Source organism: Arthrobacter sp. D1-17 (genome assembly GCF_054130535.1).
Genome location: NZ_CP096382.1, coordinates 3,915,049 through 3,933,830 on the forward strand (window position 1 = coordinate 3,915,049; position 18,782 = coordinate 3,933,830).

Sequence of the window (18,782 nt, forward strand, 5' to 3'; positions counted from 1 at the left end):
GCTCCGGCAGAAGGGTCCTGCACGGGAATTAGAACCCCATCCTGTCCAGCCAGATCTTGGCGTCGTGGATTTCGGGCTCACTGGGCAGATTCGCGGCGGAACCCCAGACCCGGTTGAAGCCCTCCATCCCGACGACGTCCACCACGGCGCGTACGAACTTGGCACCGTCGGTGTACTGGCGCATCTTGGCGTCCAGGCCCAGCAGGTTGCGGATGAACTTCTCGATGACGCCCCGGTCCTTGCCGCGCTCGTTGAAGCGCTGCCGGATGGTCTTCACCGACGGCACGATGCTCGCGTCGACCGCGTCCATCACCACGTTGGCATGTCCCTCGAGCAGGCTCATCACGGCTGTGAGACGGGACAGCGCTGCTTTCTCCTCGGGCTTCTGCAGAAGGTCCAGAATGGCCCCCCTGCCCGGAGTGTCACCGGAGATGGACCGATCCTTCAGGGAACGGGCTGCCGCTGAGGCACGCTCCATCAGGGAGTCGACGTTGCCGAGGAGGTGGCTGCTGAGATTGTCAATCTCATTCAGCATGTGGTGCCGCAGCCAGGGCGCCGCGGCGAACTGCACCCTGTGGGTCTGTTCGTGCAGGCAGACCCAGAGCCGGAAGTCCTCCGGCGTCACGTTGAGCTCGCGCTCCACGGCAATGATGTTGGGAGCCACCAGAAGCAGCCGGCCGCCGGATGGGGCGGCGGAACCTTCCGCGAGCGCCGCGAAGGGATCGTACTGTCCCAGCACCTTGCTGGAAAGGAACGCCAGCACGGCGCCGAGCTGGCTGCCGGTGATGGCGCCGCTGACGCTCGCCGCGCCGGGGCTGATGGTTCCCTTGCGGTTCTCCACCATCCGGTCGATGGCGGGCTTGAGCATGACCGCGAAGCTTTGGGTGTTTGCCCTCGACCAGGACGCCCGGTCCACCACGAGGACGGAGGAGTCGCGAAGATCGCGGGCGGCTTCCAGTCCGGTGATGTGATGCACGTGCGGGACGGAAGCATCGGCTGCCGCACGGAGCTGGTCGACGGCGTCGCCGATTTCCCGTGCGTTCAGGGAGGGACCAGGCGGAGCCAGCCGGGCGGCGGCGGACGCGGCGAGTTCCCAATTGATCAGGGCTGGGGCAGAGGTCTGGCCCGCGGCCGATGTCTGGCCTGCTGTTGACTCCATACGATCCATCAGATCACACGCCCCTGACATTGCGCCTTAAGTTCACCCGGCGCCAGTTAGCCCGCCGGCACATTGGCGCCGGGAAGGGGATCGGGGGGAACCGGCTAACCATCCGCGGCGGGCACCGCGGCCTGCTGCAGGGCACCGCCCGGTCTTAGCGGCAGCCGCAGGCGGCCAGCACCGTTGCTGACGCGTCCAGCGCCAGCTTGTTGCCTGCAGCTCCCGGCGTCAGGCCGTTGCCGATGAAGGAGAACACCAGGAGCCGGCCGTCGGCGTCCACAACGTACCCGCTGAGCGCGATCACGGTGTTCAGCGTTCCGGTTTTGGCGCGGACCAGCCCGGCGCCCTCGGCACTGGACTCGTCCACGTACCGGTCCCCCAGCGTTCCCGTGAGGCCTGCGACAGGGAATCCCGTCAAGGCCGCCCGCAGCCGGGCATCCTTGCCGGCCGCGATGGCCCGCACGACTTCTGAGAACTGGCGGGCCGATACCTGGTTTGCCAACGCCAGCCCTGAAACATCAGCCACAGTCATGCCGCCGGTGGGGACGCCGAGGCCCGCGAGCTGCTGCAGCACGGCCGCCGCGGCACCTTCGTTGCTGGCCGGTTGGCCTGCGGCGGCAGCAGCCATCCTGCCCAGGGTCTCAGCCAGGTAGTTGTCTGAAGTCTGAAGCATGAGATCCACCTGCCGACTGACGGTCGCAGATTCCACTTCACCCAATACGGCGGCGTCCGGCGCAGCTTGCCCCTCCAGACGTCCGACGGCGGGCGCCACCTGGAGTCCCGCGGCGGCACCTGCCGCCTTGAGCTGGGCGGCGAACGCCTCACCTGCGGCCAGAGCCGGGTCCTGCGGGCGGGGCCCGGTGGTGATGGACGGACCGAAGCGTGCTGAGTTCAGGGCGAGCGGAAAGAGCGGGGCCACCTCGCCGGCGGCGACGTCGTCCGGGCTCCAGAAAGGATTGAGGGACGGGCCGGTAAACAGGGAATCGTCGACCAGGACGTCCACCCGGCCGCGGAACCGGTCCTTGCGCAGGGACTCCACGGTCAGCTTGGCGAGAGTTGCCAGCCCGGCATGGCCCAGCACCTTGTCCTTGTCGGACTCGCCTGCCGCGAGGAGGACATCCCCGCCGCCCACGAGCACCACCGTCCGCGCGGTATCCGCCGCGCCCGGCCCTGTGCCGGTCGGGCCTGTGCCGGGCGGGCCTGCGACTGCCTTGGTGCTGAACCGCGACTCCGGCCCGATGGCCCTGAGCGCCGCCGCTGCGGTGAGCAGCTTCATGTTGGAGGCCGGGATCCTGCTGGCCGCACTGTTCCTGTCGAACAGCACCTCGCCCGTGACGGCGTCCTGGACCACTCCCGTAAAGGTGCCGCCGCCGTCGGTCCTAAGAACCGGGTCCAGCTTGGCCGCGAGCTGTGCAGGCGACGGGACGGGCGCTGAGGTGCTGAGGGGATCAATCCCTTGCGGAACCGACAGTTGCCTGGGCACAAGCTGCCAGGCCGGAGTGTGGACCGGAGCTGCCGCTGAAGGGCCTTGGCCGGTGAGCGCGGGGGCAATCAGCATTCCGGCGGGAAAGGCCAGAACGGCGAGCAGGACCGTAAGGAGCAGGGTGGGCCAGGCCCGGAGCAGCGCTCCGATGCTGGCACGGGGCCGTTCACTGCTTCTGCTGAACGGGGCGCGGCCGGTTGCCTTGCCTGTGGTGCCCCTCATGCCGCTGGTCCTCAAAGTCCTGAAATTACCCCGTTAGTTCCTGAAACCTGGGCCTCTCGCTATATCCTCAATAGTAGTCGGCGGCAGCGACAGTTCTCTTTGCTGAAATTCCCCTGAAGTTTAGGATGTCAGCGCGTGGATGTCAGCGTGCCGCAAACACCCAAGCAATCGTCGAGGAGCATTCCATGAAGCATGACGTGACCATCGAGATTCCCAAGGGATCGCGCGTCAAGTACGAAGTCGACCACGAGACCGGCCGCGTCCGCCTGGACCGCGTCCTCTTCACTTCCATGCAGTACCCCACGCACTACGGTTTCTTCGAGAACACCCTCGGCGAAGACGGCGACCCGCTGGACGCCCTTGTGCTCCTGCAGGACTTCGACCTCCTCCCGGGCGTCATCGTCGAAGCCCGCCCCATCGGCGTCTTCAACATGACGGACGACGGCGGCGGGGACGCCAAGGTCCTCTGCGTGCCCGCCGACCCCCGGTTCGACCACATCCAGGAAGTCAGCGACGTCAACGAATTCCTGATCAAGGAAATTGAGCACTTCTTCACCCGCTACAAGGACCTGGAGCCCGGCAAGTGGGTCAAGGCTGAAGGCTGGGCGGACCGTGCCGCTGCCGAGGCAGAGCTCGAGGCCTCCATCAAGCGTTACGTACCTGCAGCCCACTGACCCACTGCGACGGCGGCGGCTGCGGTTCCCAGTGGACCGCACCCGCCGCCGTCGTCATTTAAGCCGCCGTCGTCATGCAAGTCGTCATCTAATCGCCGGCGCGTCTACTTCAGCAGCCAATCCTGAACGGTGACGCCGCGCCGGCGCGGACCGTGCCGTTACGCAAATGTGACATTGGGGTGCTGGGTGGGATAGCCTCTACCGGTGCCTTGGTTTCCATCGGGGCACTCCCGGGAGGAATGCCGAGCCCTGCCGCTGACCGGGATCCGTTCGCAATTTCAACTGGCAGGGACGGGGGAACCACCTCTTTACCGTCCTTGGTTTTCGAAGGACTTGGGGTTAAGTCCAGGCGCTCCTTTTTGCAAGGGAGGCAGGACCGGGTGACCTCCCACCCGAACCCGACAGCTCACCCCGCAGGCATGGGAGAGGCAAAATCCATGTCACGTAAGTCCATGTCCGCGCGCCATCGCGCCACCCCGACACAGTCCATCGCTTTGGAGGGACTGTCCCATTCCCTAAAGTCCAACGCAGCATCCCTGGCCCGGCCGGCTGCCGCCGTTGCCGCCGCCTCGGGCCTTGTCTTCGGCGTGGGAGCACCTGCCATGGCCGGCGCCAACGCCCCGGAGACCTCGGGCAGCGCCGGCGTTCAGGCTCAGGCAGCAACTCACGCTCCGGCACCTGCTGCGCCTGCCGCCTCAGGCGCAACCCACACGGTTGTGCCTGGCGACACCCTCGGTGCGATCGCTGCAAAGCACGGCGTTGCCTTGAACGCGGTCCTGTCAGCGAACGGTCTTTCCCTGTCCTCGGTGATCTACCCGGGTGACCAGATCGTGATTCCGGGTGCCGCTCACGCTGCACCGGCTCCGCAGGCGGCCGCCCCGGCAGCACCCCACGCTGCCCCTGCCGCCCCGGCAGCACCCCACGCTGCCCCTGCCGCCCCCCAGCAGCAGGCCGGCATGGGCATCTACCACGCTTCCGCCTCGATCAAGCCGGCGTCCGCCACCACGGCGGCTTCCAGCACCCCCGCCAGCGGAGTTGGCGGCGCCCTTGTGGCTTCCGCCCGTGCACAGCTGGGAGCCACCCAGGACTGCACCATCCTGGTGGAGCAGGCGCTGCGGTCCGTCGGCAAGCAGGTCGGCGATCTTGCCCCCACGCAGTTCCACCAGTACGGGACTCCGGTTTCCAACCCCCAGCCCGGTGACCTGATGATCAGCTCCGGCCATGTTGCCATCTACATCGGCGACGGGCAGGCCATCAGCAGCGGCATGAACGGCGTCAACGAAACCATCGTCCACCCGGCCTCCTGGCTGGGCGGTTCGAGCTACGTGCGCGTGGCCTAAACGTCATTTCGAACTCAGCAGCGGCAGGTGCCACCGGCACCTGCCGCTGCTGTTTCTGCCTCCGGGCAGAGGGAGCTCCGCGCTTCGCGGCTGACAGCCAGCAGCCCGTGCGAGGACAAGGCTTCCCGGGCGGCGAACAACTCTCCCGGCGCCGGTGAGACAAACTTGTCTCGGATCGGCCAACAGGTAGTGTGTTTTTCAAGATGTTCACGCTGACTATCAACCAAACAGACAGCCGACGCGACGGCGACCGGGTTCCGCAGCTACTCAAGGACCTCCGGCATATTCCCGCGCGTCTCGACTTCGACCGGTCGGTCGAAGACGAGGTTCAGGGGATAGTGGACTGTCCCCACCAGGCTGTGGACGCGGCCCTGATCGCGCTTCGGTGCGGCAGCTGGTATGTGGGACTGGGCGTGGGTCCGGTGAACGAACCGCTGCCGAACCAGATCAAGGATGCCGACGGTCACGGCCTCATCTATGCCCGCAGGGCGGTGGACCGGCTGCGGAACAGCAAGGACCGGATTCCTGTGGCCGTCGAGGGGCCGTACGCCGACCTGGCCACCGAGTGCGAAGCGGTTCTTCGGCTGCTGGGCTATATTGTGCGCGACCGCAGCCAAGCCGAGTGGCGGGTCTTGGATCTCATGACCCCGGGGGTGCGCGGCCAACAGAAGGCCGTGGCCGCCGCGCTTGGCATCACTTCACAGGCGGTCAGCAAGGCGGTGGCCCGGTCCCAGTGGAACGAGGAGCACGCCGCCCGGCCCGCAGCAGCACGGCTGCTCGCGCTCATCCTGGAGGTGCGGTAGCAGCGCCCCTTGCGGACGAATAGTGCTGAAACAGCAGCGGAGCGTTACAGGAGGCTGCGCAGAACGTGGGCAGCGCCGTCGTCGTACACGGACTTTGTCACCTCATCCGCGGCGGCGACCACCTCTTCCGGAGCCTGCCCCATCGCGACTCCGCGGTTCGCCCAGGCGAGCATCTCGATATCGTTGCGGCCGTCGCCGATCGCCACCGTCCGGGACGCATCGACGCCAATCCGCGTGCGGAGGTTTTCCAGGGCGCTGGCCTTGGTGACGCCGGCCGCGGCGATGTCCAGCCAGGCCGTCCAGCCCACGGAGTACGTGACGCCGGCGAGGCCGATATGCTCGATGGCCTCGTTGAATTCTTCGGGGGTGTTCTCGGCACTGAACACCACGACGCGCACCGCGGTAGCCTCCAGCATGGTCTGGAAGTCGACACCGATGGCTTCGACCCCGAAACTCGCGTCCTGGAAACGCTCCGTCGACAGGAAGTTGCCGTCCTCGTCCTCGAGGGCGTACTTGGCAGTGGGGAGCCGCTGACGCAGCGCGCGAAGGGCCGGCCCGGGATCGAACGTGGCCTTGTGGATGATCTCGTAGCCGTCGGTCAGCTCCGGGTGCAGGCGAAGGGTGACGCCGCCGTTGCAGCAGACGGCATAGCCGCGGTCAATGCCGATCTGCTCGATGACGGGCAGGGCGGCGTTGAGGGATCGTCCCGTTGCGATCAGCACCTCGTGGCCTGCCTCGACCACGGCCTGGGCTGCCTGCCGGACTTGCTGGGACATGTGGCCGTCGTGGTCCACGAGCGTGCCGTCTACGTCCAGGGCAATCATGAGCTTTTGGGATGCTTCTCGCTGGTCTTCGCTGCCAGCGGCTGAGGATTCAGTCAGAATAGTCATGCCCAATAGTAGACCAAACCTGGCTGGCGCCCGCTAGGACGCAGCCCACAGGAAGCATGAACACAGCGTGAAGATTCGGCGGCTACAGGACAGGCAGGACCTGCAGTCCGCCGAGGTATCTCTGCAGCGCCTCGGGAACGTTGACTGAGCCGTCCGGGTTCTGGTGGTGCTCAAGGATCGCCACGATCCAGCGGGTTGTGGCGAGGGTGCCGTTGAGCGTGGCCACCGCTCGCGTTCCCTTCGGCGTGCCGTCCTCGCTGAACACGCGTTCGCGGACGTTGAGGCGGCGGGCCTGGAACGTGGTGCAGTTGGACGTGGAGGTGAGCTCGCGATAGGCGGCCTGGGTGGGGACCCAGGCTTCGCAGTCGAACTTGCGGGCGGCCGACATTCCGAGGTCCCCGGCCGCCGTATCGATCACGCGGTACGGCAGCTCGCACTTGCCCAGCATCTGCTCTTCCCAGGCCAGCAGGCGCTCATGCTCGGCTGCTGCTTCCTCGACAGTCGTGTAAATGAACATCTCCACCTTGTTGAACTGGTGGACGCGGATAATGCCGCGGGTGTCCTTGCCATGCGATCCCGCTTCGCGCCGATAGCAGGAGCTTTGGCCCGCGAACCGGATCGGTCCGGCGCTCAGGTCCAGGATTTCGTCGGCGTGGTAGCCGGCCAGCGGCACTTCCGAGGTGCCCACAAGGTAGAGGTCATCTTCGGCAAGACGGTAGATCTCGGCGTCGTGCTTCACGTCGAAACCGGTGCCCTGCATCGTCTCGGGCCGCACCAGGGTCGGCGTGATCATGGGAATGAAGCCCGCCTCGATGGCCTGGTCCATGGCCATCTGCAGCAAAGCCATTTCCAGACGGGCGCCGACGCCGCGCAGGAAGTAGAAGCGTGAGCCGGAGACCTTGGCGCCGCGTTCCATGTCGATGGCGCCAATGAGCTCACCGATCTCCAGATGGTCCCGCGGTTCGAAGTCGGGGAACTCGCGCGGGGCACCGACAGTCTTGACCACGATGTAGTCATCCTCGCCGCCCTCGGGTACACCGTCCTCAATGAGGTTGGGGATGGTGCGCAACAGTTCTTCCTGCTTGGCCTGCGCGGCATCAGCTTCGGCCGACGCGGCCTTGACCGCCCCCGCCAGCTCACGGACCTCGGCGAGCAACGCCTGCTTTTCCTCGCCCTTGGCCTGGGCCACCTTCTTGCCGAAGACATTCTGCTCCGCCCGGAGGCTCTCGTAGCGGATCAGCGCGGATCGGCGGGCGGTGTCGGCATCGATGATCGCGTCCACCACGGTTTCGTCCGCACCGCGGGCACGCTGGCTGGCACGGTACTTGTCCGGGTTTTCGCTGAGGTCTTTTACGTCGATCACCAGACAAGAGTATCGAATGTGCCGGGCATCCCGGAGGCGGAGCGCGGCGGGATAGTGTTGAAGCACAATGAGCGACCTGTTTCTTTACATCCTGATTGCCGGGGCACTGGCCTTTGCCATCTCCAGCTGGTGGGGTGTGCGCAGCCTCAAGACTCTGCATGCGCGGAGCCCGGTGCGCGAGGATCCCCACGCCCATGGTCTGGAGCGCCAGCGCGTAGCGGTGGTGCTGAACCCGGTCAAGGCGAAGGCGGCCGAGGCCCGCGCGACCATCCAGCGCGCCTGCCTCACGGCAGGCTGGGAGGCGCCGCTGTTTTATGAGACGACGGTGGAGGACCCGGGTCACTCACAGGTGCGGGCCGCACTTGCGTACGGTGCCGACGTCGTCCTCGTGGGCGGCGGTGACGGCACGGTGCGCGTGGTGGCTGAGTCAATGGCGCATACCGGCGTGGCGATGGGCATCATTCCGCTCGGTACCGGCAACCTGCTGGCGCGCAACGTGCATCTGGACCTGTACGACCTCCACGGCAACGTCCAGACGGCCCTCTTCGGTCATCAGCGGTTCATTGATACTGCCCGCATGGGGATCGAAAACTCCCAGACGGGCCGGTCATCGAACCATGCTTTCCTGGTGATTGCGGGCATCGGCATGGATGCTGAGGTGGTGGGCGACACCAATGACGGGCTGAAGCGGGCCGTCGGATGGCTCGCCTACACTGAAGCAGGAGTGCGGCACCTGACGGGACGCCGGAAGAAAGTATCGATTTCGCTCGATGACCAGCCCGAACAGACCCGCAAGATTCGCAGTGTCCTGTTCGCCAACTGCGGACTGGTTCCCGGCGGCATCGACCTCATTCCCCAAGCCATGATTGACGACGGGATGCTGGACGTGGTGGTCATGAGCCCGCGCAGTGCGGTGGGGTGGCTGGCGATGTACGCCAAAATCGTGTTCAAGCACAAGCGCCACCTGCCCGTGATGAGCGTGTACCGCTCCGGGAAGGTTGTGATCAAGTGCCCGGAACCGATGCCGACACAACTGGACGGCGACATCACCGGTGAGGCCACCAAGGTAACAGTGCAGGTGGATCCGAGATCCCTGCTCATCAGGGTCAGAGCAGCACCCGGCATCGTCCAAGGCGGCGGTCCAGCCTAGGCGGACTTGGCGGTGCCTGCTTTCTTGGCGGCTTCTGCGGCCCGGGCGGCTGCGCGGGCCTCCGACTGTTCGCGGATCATTGCCTGCTCTTCTTCGAAGCGCAGGCGGTCAGCGCGGTCCGCGTCGTCCCCGTCCCAGTCCTGGTTTTCCGAGGTCGGCTTGGGGTTGACGATCATCCCTTGGCCGTCGTTGTCGGTCCTGGTGTTATCTGACATGACCCGCTCCTTTCGTTGGGGCCACCTCCTGTTTGATCAGGCAAGCATACGCAGAGTCCCCAAGGCATGGAAGTACTCCAAGCGGCATTTGTCTACGCTGTTGGCGAAGCGTTTTGGGTCATGTTTTGGGCCATGCCGGCATTCACAGTTTCCGCAGTCAGAATTTGTCCCACCCAAGCATGCGCGGCTCGGAATGCTTCATCGGAGGTGTGGGGAGCCACTACCGGGCTCTGCCCATCGGCCCGTCCATAGGAGCCCAGAAAGCGGGTGGCGGGGCTGATACGGTGCAGACCGGCGAGGGCGTCGGCCACCCGGGCATCTGCCACGTGGCCGTCCGCATCGATGCTGAAGAAATAGTGCCCGAGGTACTGCCCGGTGGGCCGTGATTCGATCCGGCTCAGGTTTACACCCCTGGTGGCGAACTGGTCCAGGATCTCCATGAGGGCGCCCGGACGGTCTTCCGGCAGCGGCACCACGACGGTGGTCTTGTCCGCACCGGTACGGGCAGGCAGGACAGAGGGCCGGCTGACCAGAATAAACCGTGTCACGGCACCGGGGTTGTCCCCGATGTTCTCGGCCAGGACGCGGAGCCCGGGCTGTTCGGCCGCCACGATCGGCGCGCAGATCGCGGCATCGTAGTGGGCGCCGTCCTCAAGCAGACCCAGTGCCGCAGCCGCAGTGGAGGACGCGGGAATGTATTCAGCTCCCGGAATATGGGCGCCGGCCCACAGGCGGCACTGCGCCCAGGCGTGGCCGTGGGTGGAGATGCGCCGAATCTGCGTGACGTCCAAGCCCGGGCGGGCCACCAGCACGAAGCTGATGGGAACGAGCGCCTCCCGGATGATCCGCAATTCCTGGCCGGTGGCGATGGCATCAAGGGTGGCAGTCACACCGCCCTCAACCGAGTTCTCGATGGGCACCATGGCCGCATCTGCGGAACCCTCGCGGACCTTGTCCAGTGCGCTGTTCACGTTCGAGGATGGAACGCGCACAGCCTCAGCGGCGTCCGGAACCTGCAGCAGGGCAGCCTCGGTAAATGTACCCTCCGGGCCGAGGAAGGTGTAGATCACAGAACGACGGGTTTCAGGCCGTTGTCCGAGACCAGCGGCTTCCCTGACTCAAGCCACTGATCCATGCCCCCGGCCACATTGATGGCCGAGTACCCCTGCCCGACCAGCCATTGGGCGGCGCGGAAGGACCGTCCGCCGGTGCGGCAGATGACGTACAGGTCCTGGTCCGGATCCAAATCATCGAGGCGCCCGGGGAGCTGGTCGAGCGGAATATGGACGGCGCCTTCGGCGTGCCCCGCCACCCACTCATAGTCTTCGCGCACATCCAGAATGGCAGCGTCTGCCGGAACGTCGTTGACAGTAACAGTGTCGAAGTCGCTCATGGGGAGTCCTCTCCTTGGCCGCAGGTTCTCAAGACCAGCGTATCGCCAGCGGGCGGGGATGCGCTCCGCCCGCGGCACGCTAGGCTGTGAGCACCATGCACAATGAGGGCCGCCTTGACTGAGATCCATGATCTTTCTGCCGTCCAGCTCAGGGACGCCCTGCGGTCCGGGGAGCTCTCGGCGCGGGAAGCCGCCGTTCACTTCCTTGGAAGAATCGCGGCCAACAACCCCAGATTGGGTGCCTTCATAACGGTCACTGAGGAGATGGCACTGGCGGAAGCCGCCGCCGCTGATGCGCTGCGGGCATGCCGGGCTCGCGAAGAGCTTGCCCCGCTGCACGGTATGCCAGTGGCCTTCAAGGACCTGACCGATGTGGCCGGCGTGGTCACTACCCACGGCAGCGCTGCCCTCGAGCGTCGTCCTGCTCCGGTCGACGGCCCCCTCGCCTCAGTCCTTAGGACTGCCGGAACCATCTGCCTGGGCAAAACCCAGGTGTCGGAATTCGGGCTCACGGCCTACAGCGAGAACAGGATCGCGCCGCCGTCGCGCAATCCGCATGCGCTGAGCCGCAGCTCAGGCGGCTCCTCGGGCGGCAGTGCCGCAGCCGTGGCCGCGAAGCTGCTCCCGTTCGCACCGGGATCCGACGGCGGCGGTTCAGTCCGGATCCCGGCCGCCGCCTGCGGCCTGGTGGGCCTCAAGCCCGGGCGCGGGCTGATCCCCGCCGGCGAAAACACCGGGGATCCGGGCCGCCTGGTGGTTGCCGGGCCACTCGCCCGCTCTGCTGCGGACGCAGCGCTCCTGCTGGATGCACTCGTTCCGGACGGCCCCGGGTACCTGCGGGCATTGGGCGAAGAGCCTCCGCCGCTGCGGATCGGCGTCAGCATGGACAGCCCATGGTCCGGCATTTTTCCCTTCACGGCGGAAACCGAAGCGATGGAAGCACTGGGGACCGGCGTCCGCATGCTGACGGCCGCGGGGCATGACGTCGTCGAAGCGGCCATCCGCTATGACAACCGCTATCCGGCCGCCTTCACCACAGCTTGGACGGCCGGCGTGGGAGCTGCCCGGATTGCGCCTCAGCGCGAAGCGCTGCTGGCGCCGCTCACCCGAACGTTCCGGCGCCGCGCCCAGCAGCGCAGCGCCGCCAAGCTGGACGAGTCGCTGGCCTTCCTGCGGCAGTTCCAGCGGGACACGGTGGCGCAGTACGCCGTTTGGGACCTGATTCTGACGCCGTCGCTGGCCCAGACTCCGCGGCCGGTGGGGTGGTTTACGGGTTCCGCGCACGGGGACGGGCATTGGCCGGTGTCCGAGTGGTCCCGGGACGCGGACGACGACTACCGGAAGCAGTGCGAGTTCGCGCCGTGGTCCTCCATGGTCAACGTCTGCGGCCTTCCGGCAGTGAGCATCCCGGTGCACTGGACGGGCGGAAACACCGGTTCGGGAGAAGGCGCCGGTGCACACGGGCTACCCATGGGGATCCAGCTCATCGGCAGGACGGGCTCGGAGAAACTGCTCCTGCAGGTCGCGGCACAGCTGGGCCTCTAGGGTCAACAGCGGCTGCCTGGTCAGGACGTTATCGGCTTTAGGACCTCATGCACTGGTGTAGGAGCTCGTGGCTGCAACGCTGAAGAGCATCGCCAGGGCCACGAGCGCCAGCACAGTGAGGGCGATCCCGACGTACCCCATCACCAGCCCGGCAATGGCGAGTGCACGGCCCGACGGCTCACGCCGCAAGGCCATATGGCCCAGGATGACGGCCGCGATCTGCGGCAGCAGGATGAAGCCAAAGCCTACATACACAGCAATGCCGCAACACAGGCTGGCGATACTCAGGCTCTTTCGCTGGACTGGCATTCCGGCGTAGGGCTGGCCGTAGGGCCCGGAATACTGCGGGTTGTACTGCTGCCCGTACTGCCGGCCGTAATAAGGTTGCTGGCCGTAGGGCCCGGAGTACTGCTGGCTGTACTGCTGGCCATGGGAGGGATAAGGCGGCGGTGCCGGAATATCACGCGGGGGAATGTACGACGGCGGCTGGTCGCCGCTTGCTGCCGGGTCGCCGTCGGGCCCATTGTGGCGTTGCTCTGTCATCGCAATCCCCTTTGAAATGTTCTGAGAAAAACATTACAGCGGTCCGCACCCGCCCGGCGGAGGGTTTTGTGCCGGAAGGCAAGGCATTTTTAGAAGCAGGGGCATGGTATTCCGGCATTTTCCGTCACAGGGACCGGATTCCGGACATTTCATGTTGCCTCCCGCCCTCGTCTGGCATGCTGGTGCCATGGCTAGCCGCGCGGGCACAGTTGCCCAACCCCACGACCTTGTTGACCTGACCGCTCTTCTGGACGCGTACTACGACGTCAAACCCGACCTTGCCGATCCCGGCCAGCGCGTCGCCTTCGGCACCTCCGGACATCGGGGATCCAGCCTGAAGGCGTCCTTCAATGAGGCGCACATCGTGGCCATCACGCAGGCGATCGTGGAATACCGGGCAGGCCAGGGCATCACCGGGCCGCTGTTCCTCGCCAAGGACACGCATGGGCTGAGCGAGCCGGCGCAGAATTCGGCACTGGAAGTCCTGGCCGCGAACGGCGTGAAGGTCCTGATTGACGCCCGTCACGGCTACACCCCCACTCCTGCCCTCAGCCACGCAATCCTTACCCACAACCGCAACGCCCCCGCCGGTGCCCCGCAGGCAGACGGCATCGTCGTCACCCCAAGCCACAATCCGCCGGCTGACGGCGGCTTCAAGTACAACCCGCCGCACGGCGGACCCGCCGATACGGACGCCACCGGGTGGATCGCCAACCGCGCCAACGAACTGTTGGAGAACGGCCTCCGCGGGGTGAAGCGGATTCCCGTGGCCGAAGCCCTGGGGGCCGAGACTACGGGCAAGTTCGACTTCCTCAGCAGCTACGTGGACGACCTGCCCTCGGTACTGGACCTGAACGCCATCCGCGAGGCGGGCGTCCGCATCGGCGCCGATCCGATGGGCGGGGCCTCTGTGGACTACTGGGGCGAGATCGGCGAACGCCACCACCTGAACCTCACCGTGGTCAATCCCACTGTCGACCCGCAGTGGGCGTTCATGACGCTGGACTGGGACGAAAAGATCCGCATGGACTGCTCCTCGCCGTCCGCGATGGCATCGCTCATCAACCGCATGTCGGACTCCGGTTCCGGCAACACAGCGTTCGACGTCGCCACCGGGAACGACGCGGACGCCGACCGGCACGGCATCGTCACGCCGGACGGCGGGCTGATGAACCCGAACCACTACCTCGCGGTCGCCATCGACTACCTGTACCGCCACCGCACCGGCTGGAACCCCAGCTCAGTGATCGGCAAGACCCTGGTGTCCTCCTCCATCATCGACCGCGTCGCCGACAGCCTGGGCCGCAAGCTCGTCGAGGTGCCGGTGGGCTTCAAGTGGTTCGTTCCCGGTCTGCTGTCCGGCGAAGGCGCCTTCGGCGGTGAGGAATCCGCCGGGGCCTCCTTCAACAAGATGGACGGCAGTGTCTGGACCACCGACAAGGACGGCATCCTGCTGGCGCTGCTCGCCTCGGAGATCACCGCCGTCACCGGCAAGTCGCCGTCGGAGCTGTACAAGGGCCTCACGGACCAGTTCGGGGACCCGGTGTACGCCCGGATCGATGCGGCAGCCACGCGGGAGCAGAAGGCGGCACTCGGCAAGCTGTCGCCGTCGGACGTCACCGCTACCGAACTGGCCGGCGAGACAATCACCGCGAAGCTGACCGAGGCCCCTGGAAACGGGGCGTCCATCGGCGGGCTGAAGGTGGTCACGGAAAACGCCTGGTTCGCCGCGCGCCCTTCCGGCACCGAGGACGTTTACAAGATCTACGCTGAATCCTTCAAGGGCGCCGACCACCTGAAGCAGGTCCAGGCGGAGGCCAAGGCCCTGGTGGACGGGGTTATCTCCTAACCGCGCTGACCGGCGCCAAAAGGGCGGAACAGGACTAGAATTTAGTCAGGCCCGGACGCATGCCTTGCAGTTTCGACTGCAGAAATACTGCCCCGATTGCCTCCGGAATGTCCCCCATGTTGCCGGAGGCAATCGCGCGTCCGGGCACATGACAGCTCTAAGCAGAACCGGGTGCGCAAAGGCCGGGCTGCTGATGCAACCCGGCCTTTCCTGTGCTTGGACGGTGCGCAGATCACACTGTGCGGACGACGTCCTCGTACGCGAACTTGGGCTTTGCTTCACCCCAGGCATCAGGGCCGGGCTGGCCAATGTTGACCACGAGGAAGCTCTTCTGGTCCCCGGCCGGGAAGAATTCGGCGTCGATAGCTGCGAAGTCAGCCCCCGTCATGGGTCCGGCGGCGAAGCCGAGTGAACGCACGGCAAGAATGAAGTAGCCCGCCTGCAGGTGGGCGTTGTTGTTGCCCGTCGAGGCGGCCAGGTCCTCGGAGGCGTCGTACATTGCCTTCGGGGCGATGTAGCCCGGGAGGAAGCTGTCCCACTGTTCCTGCCACGAGGTGTCGTAGCTGAGGATGGCAACCAACGGCGCGGAAGCAGTCTTGGCACGGTTGCCGCTTGAGAGCTTCTCCACCAGTTTGGCTCGGGCCTCGTCCGAGCGGACGTAGGTCACGCGCAGCGGCTGGGAGTTGAAGGCGGTGGGGCCGAACTTGGTCAGTTCGTAGATGGCGCGGGCCTGCTGCTCCGTAACCTCGCCGGTGAAGGCGTTGGCCGTGCGGGCTTCAGCGAAAATCGCGTCTACGGCGGCGGAATCGATGACGGCTTCTTCGTGGGCAATTGTCATTTGGCTTACCTTTCGCTGAGCCGCCGTTCCCCAAGGGCCGGCGACGCTCCTGCTTTCCATGGGTTCAACCGCAGGCGGCTGCATCCTCTTCCCGGAATAGCCCGTTCTAAAACGTGAGTTCCGGCACATCACCCCCGCCCCTGCGGCGCTGACTCCGGTATTGTTGCTCCGACAGATCCCACCGCCCATCAGCGGGCACCCCCTTGAAAGGCCCCGGCCATGAGCTTGCTCGGAACCAAATGGAAGCTGCACGGCAACGGCAAGTCGGTCCGCCCAGGAGAAGTGGTGGCCCCGGGAGAGCGGCTCACCTGGCCCATCACGATAGGTGTGGGCATGCAGCATGTGGTGGCCATGTTCGGCGCCACGTTCCTGGTGCCCATCATCACGGGAATGCCGCCTGCGACCACCCTGTTTTTCTCCGGCATCGGAACACTGCTCTTCCTGGTGATCACGCAGGGCCGTGTGCCGAGCTACCTCGGTTCCAGCTTTGCGTTCATAGCGCCGATCATGGCGTCCCAGCAGCAATACGGCGTTCCCGGTGCCCTCGGCGGCGTGGTCATGGCCGGCGTCGGGCTGGCCGTCATCGGCGCCATCGTGCAGAAGTTCGGAGCCGGCTGGATCAACCGGCTCATGCCCCCGATTGTCACCGGCGCCATCGTGGCGCTGATCGGCCTGAACCTCGCGCCTGCGGCCAAGAACAACTTCGACGCCGCACCCATGACGGCGCTCATCACCCTGGCCACCATCATCCTGGTCAGCGTCCTCTTCCGCGGGATCATCGGCCGCCTGAGCATCCTCGTGGGCGTTGTTGTGGGTTACCTCGCCGCCATGATCCGCGGCGAAGTCGACTTTTCAAAGATGGAGGCAGCAGCCTGGGTGGGCCTGCCGCACTTCCAGACACCCGAATTCCACCTCGGCGTAGTAGGCCTCTTCGTTCCGGTGGTGCTGGTGCTGGCGGCGGAGAACATCGGGCACGTGAAGTCCGTTTCAGCCATGACCGGGCAGAACCTCGACGGCGTCTCCGGACGCGCGCTCATGGCCGACGGTGCCGCAACCGTGCTGGCAGGGGCCGGCGGCGGATCGGGCACCACCACCTATGCCGAGAACATCGGCGTCATGGCAGCCACGAAGGTCTACTCCACCGCCGCGTACTGGGTGGCCGGCACCTTCGCCATCCTGCTGAGCTTCTCTCCTAAATTCGGCGAGCTGATCGCCACCGTCCCACCAGGAGTGCTGGGCGGGGCTGCGACCATGCTGTACGGCATGATCGGCATCCTCGGCGTCAAGATCTGGGTCCAGAACAAGGTCAACTTCTCCAACCCCGTAAACCTGACCACTGCCGCAGTGGCGCTCATTATCGGCATCGCAGACTACACATGGACGATCGGGGACCTGAAGTTCACCGGCATTGCGCTGGGATCTGCGGCGGCCTTGGTGATCTACCACGGCATGAAGGCCATTGCGAAGGCCCGGGGCACCGCGGCCGAGCCTGAGACCGAGCAGGCCGGTCTTCCTCCCGCAGCCAAGGCAGCCATTAATGCCGCGGCCAAGCGGTCCCCGAAGAAGCGGTAGGCTCCGCAGCGCTTCTTCCGTGCGCCTTCCGTGCGCCGCCCTGCACCGGAGGCCTCGCAAATGTGCACCGCATTCAGCGCCGATAAAGCCCTGGTGCCCCCGAATTCCGGAGGCGCCAGGGCTTTGGCGGTTTCAAAAGCGGTTCAAAGCGGTGCAGAAATGCTCGTGCAGGGCCGCAGCGGCGGGCCTATCCGGCGTCGAAAGTTTCGTCCTCGTCATTAGGTGATTTTCCCTGCGGGAGGTCATTGCCGCTGCCGTCCGGTATTCCCGCAGCCTCTTGTCCTGGCTCGGAGGAGAACTGGCCCCCGCCCTGCTCGTCGGCGTTACCCTCATCGATCTCGGCCTCCGACGACGGCACTGCCGAATCACCGGCGACCTCCACAGCCGCATCGCCGCTCAGGCCGTCGGCGTCCCGCGGGACCGGAACCTCGCCGGGGGCGGGGTCGAAGCCGGCTCGGGAGATGTCCCCCTCGGCGTGGAGCTGTTCGTCGGTTCCGCCGAAGCGGCCTGCACCAGGTTCACCGGCGGAATCCTGGTCCTCTTCAGCGAAGTGGCTGAGGTTCGGAGTGCCGGTGGGGAACTCCCCCTCGGCGCTGTCCTGGTTCAGGCCGGCCTCCTCGAAGTCCTCCTCCTCACGGGGCTGGCCGAACTGCTTGCCGCCCATCTCTTGCTCCACTGTCGGGGTGCCGTAGCCTCCGGCTTCCTCTTCCGGGGCCGGCTGCTGGTTTTCCTGGCTCATGTGATCCTCCACGTTGAATACTCACTCGCTACGAATAGCTGGGACTTCCTGAACAATGCCGCTTACAGTCCTTTGCCCCCGGTGACGGGCAGCACGGCGCCGGAGATGTACGAGCCGGCGTCGGACGCCAGCAGGACGTATGCGGCGGCGAGCTCGGCGGGCTGGCCGGCGCGCTGCAACGGGGTGTCCTGCCCGAATTTGGGCAGCTTGTCCGGCCACTCCGTCGCGGGAATGAGCGGCGTCCAGATGGGACCGGGAGCCACGGCGTTGACACGGATCCCCTTGGGTCCGAGTTCCTGGGCCAGCGCCTTGGTGAAGGCCACCTGGGCCGCCTTGGTCATGGCGTAGTCGATCAAGCCAGGTGAGGGGTTAAAGGCCTGGATGGAGGACGTGGTGATGATGGACGCCCCGGCATTGAGGTGCGGCACCGCGGCACGTGCGGTCCACATCAGCGAGTAAAGGTTGGTCTGGAAAACCCGGTCGAATTCCTCAGTGGGCAGCGCATCGAAGCTGTCCCGGTTTTTCTGGTAGGCCGCGTTAAGCACCACGACGTCGAGCCGCCCAAACTCCGCGACAGTGTCTTCGACGATCTTCGTACTGAAGTCCTCGCTGCGGCCGTCACCGGGAAGAAGAAGGGCACGCCGTCCCGTCTTGCGGATCCATTCCGCCGTGTCCTGTGCGTCCTGCTCCTCCTCAGGGAGGTAGGAGATGGCAACGTCTGCGCCTTCACGGGCGAAGGCAATGGCGACGGCTTTCCCGATGCCCGAATCGCCTCCCGTGATGAGCGCGGCCTTGCCCTCGAGCTTGTCGCTGCCCTCGTAGCTCAGCTCGCCGTGGTCCGGCTGCGGGTCCATCGGCGCGGTCAGGCCGGGCTGTTTCTGTTCCTGCTCCGGGAAAGGGCCTGAATGGTACGTTCCGCGGGGATCCCTGGGCTGGTCAGGCTGTTTTACTGATTCAGTCATTATCCACCTTTTCACTGTCGGTCACTTACGGTGCAGATCGTT

Annotated in this window: 18 protein-coding genes and 1 riboswitch; of the genes, 7 read left to right on the top strand and 11 right to left on the bottom strand. The window is 65.9% G+C overall.

What is annotated here, in order from left to right:
• Positions 1–28 precede the first annotated feature (28 nt).
• Both M1E01_RS18110 and dacB read right to left on the bottom strand, forming a co-directional pair.
• Positions 29–1,159, bottom strand: coding sequence for a zinc-dependent metalloprotease (locus tag M1E01_RS18110; RefSeq protein WP_457972897.1), 1,131 nt, complete (start codon positions 1,157–1,159; stop codon positions 29–31).
• Positions 1,160–1,313: 154 nt separating this feature from the next.
• Positions 1,314–2,864 carry a D-alanyl-D-alanine carboxypeptidase/D-alanyl-D-alanine endopeptidase gene (gene dacB, locus M1E01_RS18115; protein ID WP_457972898.1) on the bottom strand — a complete coding sequence of 517 codons (1,551 nt, stop codon included), beginning with the start codon at positions 2,862–2,864 and terminating at the stop codon, positions 1,314–1,316.
• 185 nt (positions 2,865–3,049) lie between these two features.
• Here dacB and M1E01_RS18120 point away from each other — a divergent pair, with 185 nt between their 5' ends.
• The 3 genes from M1E01_RS18120 (at position 3,050) to M1E01_RS18130 (ending at position 5,681) form a co-directional block, all read left to right on the top strand.
• Complete coding sequence (locus M1E01_RS18120; protein WP_076799190.1) at positions 3,050–3,538, top strand: inorganic diphosphatase; 489 nt, start codon at positions 3,050–3,052, stop codon at positions 3,536–3,538.
• Positions 3,539–3,799: 261 nt separating this feature from the next.
• A riboswitch (cyclic di-AMP (ydaO/yuaA leader) is annotated at positions 3,800–3,973 on the top strand.
• Positions 3,974–3,975: 2 nt separating this feature from the next.
• Positions 3,976–4,878: a LysM peptidoglycan-binding domain-containing protein gene (locus M1E01_RS18125; protein WP_457972899.1), complete on the top strand. Its 903-nt coding sequence runs from the start codon at positions 3,976–3,978 to the stop codon at positions 4,876–4,878.
• A gap of 203 nt (positions 4,879–5,081) precedes the next feature.
• A complete protein-coding gene (locus tag M1E01_RS18130) occupies positions 5,082–5,681 on the top strand; it encodes a hypothetical protein (protein ID WP_457972900.1) in 600 nt (199 codons plus the stop codon).
• Between the two features lie 44 nt (positions 5,682–5,725).
• Here M1E01_RS18130 and M1E01_RS18135 read toward each other — a convergent pair whose 3' ends face one another.
• Both M1E01_RS18135 and serS read right to left on the bottom strand, forming a co-directional pair.
• Positions 5,726–6,571: an HAD family hydrolase gene (locus tag M1E01_RS18135; protein WP_457972901.1), complete on the bottom strand. Its 846-nt coding sequence runs from the start codon at positions 6,569–6,571 to the stop codon at positions 5,726–5,728.
• An 82-nt stretch (positions 6,572–6,653) separates the two neighbouring features.
• Positions 6,654–7,934 carry a serine--tRNA ligase gene (serS, locus tag M1E01_RS18140; protein ID WP_457972902.1) on the bottom strand — a complete coding sequence of 427 codons (1,281 nt, stop codon included), beginning with the start codon at positions 7,932–7,934 and terminating at the stop codon, positions 6,654–6,656.
• Positions 7,935–8,001: 67 nt separating this feature from the next.
• Here serS and M1E01_RS18145 point away from each other — a divergent pair, with 67 nt between their 5' ends.
• A complete protein-coding gene (locus M1E01_RS18145) occupies positions 8,002–9,084 on the top strand; it encodes a diacylglycerol/lipid kinase family protein (RefSeq protein WP_457972903.1) in 1,083 nt (360 codons plus the stop codon).
• Here the strand turns inward: M1E01_RS18145 and M1E01_RS18150 are convergent.
• From M1E01_RS18150 to M1E01_RS18160, 3 genes are all read right to left on the bottom strand, one after another.
• On the bottom strand, positions 9,081–9,299 hold the full coding sequence (locus M1E01_RS18150; RefSeq protein ID WP_457972904.1) for a hypothetical protein: 219 nt from the start codon (positions 9,297–9,299) through the stop codon (positions 9,081–9,083). The two genes, M1E01_RS18145 and M1E01_RS18150, sit on opposite strands and share 4 nt — an antisense overlap.
• A gap of 92 nt (positions 9,300–9,391) precedes the next feature.
• Positions 9,392–10,369, bottom strand: a complete 978-nt coding sequence (gene pheA, locus M1E01_RS18155; protein WP_457972905.1) for a prephenate dehydratase — start codon at positions 10,367–10,369, stop codon at positions 9,392–9,394.
• Positions 10,366–10,692: a rhodanese-like domain-containing protein gene (locus M1E01_RS18160; RefSeq protein ID WP_457972906.1), complete on the bottom strand. Its 327-nt coding sequence runs from the start codon at positions 10,690–10,692 to the stop codon at positions 10,366–10,368. Before M1E01_RS18160 ends, pheA begins: the two co-directional genes overlap by 4 nt.
• A 114-nt stretch (positions 10,693–10,806) precedes the next feature.
• Between M1E01_RS18160 and M1E01_RS18165 the strand changes: the two genes are divergently transcribed.
• Positions 10,807–12,237 carry an amidase gene (locus M1E01_RS18165; RefSeq protein WP_457972907.1) on the top strand — a complete coding sequence of 477 codons (1,431 nt, stop codon included), beginning with the start codon at positions 10,807–10,809 and terminating at the stop codon, positions 12,235–12,237.
• A 45-nt stretch (positions 12,238–12,282) separates the two neighbouring features.
• On the opposite strand, the gene M1E01_RS18170 is transcribed toward M1E01_RS18165, so the two are convergent.
• On the bottom strand, positions 12,283–12,780 hold the full coding sequence (locus M1E01_RS18170) for a DUF4190 domain-containing protein (RefSeq protein ID WP_457972908.1): 498 nt from the start codon (positions 12,778–12,780) through the stop codon (positions 12,283–12,285).
• A 187-nt stretch (positions 12,781–12,967) separates the two neighbouring features.
• Between M1E01_RS18170 and pgm the strand changes: the two genes are divergently transcribed.
• The gene (gene pgm, locus M1E01_RS18175; RefSeq protein ID WP_457972909.1) at positions 12,968–14,629 is read left to right on the top strand and encodes a phosphoglucomutase (alpha-D-glucose-1,6-bisphosphate-dependent); all 1,662 of its coding nucleotides are present in this window, start codon (positions 12,968–12,970) and stop codon (positions 14,627–14,629) included.
• A 232-nt stretch (positions 14,630–14,861) separates the two neighbouring features.
• Here the strand turns inward: pgm and M1E01_RS18180 are convergent, their stop codons facing one another.
• A complete protein-coding gene (locus tag M1E01_RS18180) occupies positions 14,862–15,467 on the bottom strand; it encodes a malonic semialdehyde reductase (protein ID WP_457972910.1) in 606 nt (201 codons plus the stop codon).
• Positions 15,468–15,686: 219 nt separating this feature from the next.
• On the opposite strand from M1E01_RS18180, the gene M1E01_RS18185 reads away from it, so the two are divergent.
• Positions 15,687–17,039, top strand: a complete 1,353-nt coding sequence (locus M1E01_RS18185; protein ID WP_457972911.1) for a uracil-xanthine permease family protein — start codon at positions 15,687–15,689, stop codon at positions 17,037–17,039.
• 187 nt (positions 17,040–17,226) lie between these two features.
• Here the strand turns inward: M1E01_RS18185 and M1E01_RS18190 are convergent, their stop codons facing one another.
• Both M1E01_RS18190 and M1E01_RS18195 read right to left on the bottom strand, forming a co-directional pair.
• A complete protein-coding gene (locus M1E01_RS18190; RefSeq protein WP_457972912.1) occupies positions 17,227–17,778 on the bottom strand; it encodes a hypothetical protein in 552 nt (183 codons plus the stop codon).
• 62 nt (positions 17,779–17,840) lie between these two features.
• A complete protein-coding gene (locus tag M1E01_RS18195) occupies positions 17,841–18,740 on the bottom strand; it encodes an SDR family oxidoreductase (protein ID WP_457972913.1) in 900 nt (299 codons plus the stop codon).
• Positions 18,741–18,782 lie beyond the last annotated feature (42 nt).